This is a genomic window from uncultured Limnohabitans sp. (assembly GCF_937889215.1).
Classification (GTDB): Bacteria; Pseudomonadota; Gammaproteobacteria; order Burkholderiales; family Burkholderiaceae_C; genus Limnohabitans_A.
The window spans coordinates 1-2,340 of sequence record NZ_CALBEX010000176.1; the positions used below are offsets into that span (position 1 = coordinate 1).

Annotated in this window: 3 protein-coding genes; all 3 read right to left on the reverse strand. The window is 61.8% G+C overall.

Annotation, left to right across the window (positions count from 1 at the left end):
• Positions 1–152: 152 nt before the first annotated feature.
• Positions 153–476: a DUF962 domain-containing protein gene (locus Q0341_RS04550; protein ID WP_299510880.1), complete on the reverse strand. Its 324-nt coding sequence runs from the start codon at positions 474–476 to the stop codon at positions 153–155.
• Positions 477–494: 18 nt separating this feature from the next.
• Complete coding sequence (locus tag Q0341_RS04555) at positions 495–1,847, reverse strand: cytochrome P450 (RefSeq protein WP_299510881.1); 1,353 nt, start codon at positions 1,845–1,847, stop codon at positions 495–497.
• Between the two features lie 40 nt (positions 1,848–1,887).
• On the reverse strand, positions 1,888–2,340 hold a 453-nt coding region (locus Q0341_RS04560), incomplete at its 5' end, for an alpha/beta hydrolase (protein ID WP_299510882.1).

Genomic DNA, 2,340 nt, shown 5'->3' on the forward strand with positions numbered 1-2,340 from the left:
CCAGCGTGGGCCCATTGGCCGATCGCTTGCTCGTGCTGCGCGCCTCGGCAGCTGACCCGCTGTGGGTGCAAACTGGTTTGGACCAAATCCGGATGGCGCAGTTGCTGCCACCGGCGCGGGCCCTTTGATGGGGCGGTTCAGGCCCGAATCGCTCAAAAACTCACACGCCCGCGCCACATGTCGCGGTACATGACCCAGTCGCCCATGAAGCTGTAGAGGGGGCGTTTGAAGCTGGCCGGTTTGTTCTTTTTAAACACAAAGTGACCGACCCAGGCGCAGCCATACCCACACAGCAGGGCATACAAAAAGTACTGCGGTTTGCCGGTCACGGCCAACATGGCCAGACACATCAGGCTCAGCGTACTGCCCACAAAATGCATGCGGCGGCAATTGCGGTCGCTGTGCTCGCTCAAATAGAAGGGGTAGAACTCGGCAAAACTGGCGTGCCGGGGCGCAGGTGTTTCAGCGGGGTTCATGGTGTGTCTCCTGGGGTGTCATGGGATTGAAAACGGCGCGTGCAAAAAGCCGCGAAACCGGGCCCGGTTGCCGCGCTGGGGCGCTTGCGTGAGCTGGTAATTGGGCAAGCGCTGCAAAAAACGCCCAATGGCGATGCGTCCTTCAAGCCTCGCCAAGCTCAGTCCCGCGCACTGGTGCACGCCAAAACCAAAAGCCAGGTGTTTGTTGCCGGTGCGGCGCAGGTCCAGCTGTTCGGGCTTGTCGTACACCGCCGGGTCGCGGTTGGCCGCGCCAATGCACAGCGTGACCAAAGCACCCGCTGGCAAGTCCATGCCGTTGACTTGGGTGGCCTGCAGGGCGCGTCGGTTGCTCAGTTGGTTCGACGATTCAAAGCGCAGGAACTCGTCCACCGCCAAAGTCAGGATGGGTAGTTTGGCTTCTTCATCGGCGGCGTGTTGCAGGTCCGACAGCAGGCGCATGCGTTGCTCAGGCCATTCTTGCAGGCTGATGAGCGCGTTGCCGATCAAGTTGGTGGTGGTTTCGTGCCCGGCGTTGAGCAAAAACACGCAGTTTTGCAGCAACTCAACTTCGCTCAGCGCATCGCCTGCGCTGTGTCTGTCATCGCCGCCATCCTTTTCACCTTGGATCAATCGTGTCAGCACGTCTTGCTCGGGATCGCCGGGGTGTTGGCGGCGGTGGGCAACCAGTTCGCGCAGGTAAGCCAGGAATTCGTTGACGCTGCGGTTGCCCAACGCTTCTTGTTCATGGGTCAGGGTTGGCTCTAAGGCACCCAAAATAGCCAGCGACCAGCCGCGCAGGGGTTCGCGCTCGTTGTGCGGCACGCCCAGCAAATTGCCGATGATCTCGACCGGAATGGCCGAGGCAAAGTCCTCGATCAGGTCACCGCCGCCATGGGCCTCAATCTTGTCCAGCAGGCTGTCCACCAGTTGCACCAGGCCAGGCTCCATGGCTTCAATGGCGCGGCGGGTCAGCGCGCCCATGATGAGGCGGCGCACCCGCGAGTGCAGCGGCGGGTCATTGAAGACCAGGCTGTTGGTGTGGTGCTCGAACAGCGGAGACACACCACTGGCTGTGGCGTAGGGTGGCTGGGTGAACGGAGCGTGGTTGTATTTGGGGCCGAACTCGACCTGCTTGTCGGAGCTGAAGACCTTGGCATCGCGGTACACCGCCACCAGATCGGCGTGGCGCGTGAGGAAATACGAGCCATCGGGCATGCGCTTGAAAGGCTCGGACTCGCGCAGCGCGGCGTAGACCGGGTAGGGGTTGTCCAGAAAGTCGCGTGGCAAAGCCCGCAGGTCCAGGCTTTGGGCCAACTCGCGGGCCCTTTCAGCCGACAAGGGTGGTGTGATGTGGGTAGCCAATGGGTTCATCTTGTTGGAGCGAGCCCCTGCTCGCGAATGTGTGTCACGCTCACGGTTTAAAAAAATCCTTGAGTGCTTGCAACACGCCCTCGGGGGCTTCGGTCATGAGCGAATGGCCTGCGGGCAGCTTCACCACTTTGGCTTGTCCACACAAGTCGATCAGGCTTTGTGCCGCTTTGGGTGGCGTCATCTGGTCGGCGCTGCCCAGCACAAACAGGGTGGGGCAAGAGACTTGGGGCATGGCAGCCTCAGCACCACGGTAGTCGTCGCAGGCCTTGAAGCCGGTGCGGAACACATTGACCTGCGTGTTGCTGGCCAGCACCCGGCGCATCAGCGCCTTGCTGCCGCCATACAGCCAGGTGCCGGGGCCCAAGGCTGAAGGGGGCGGTGCCAGCGTGGAGTGCGAAAAGCTGTTGACCATGTCAATCGCCTTGAAGGGGGCGCTGACCGACTGCTCGAGCAAGGCAGGTGACACGAGCATGGGGTAGGCCGTGCCCACCAT

Bases quoted from the DNA above. Each gene is read 5' to 3' on its own strand.
- Q0341_RS04550 (WP_299510880.1), bottom strand. From the start codon at position 476: ATGAACCCCGCTGAAACACCTGCGCCCCGGCACGCCAGTTTTGCCGAG.
- Q0341_RS04555 (WP_299510881.1), bottom strand. From the start codon at position 1,847: ATGAACCCATTGGCTACCCACATCACACCACCCTTGTCGGCTGAAAGG.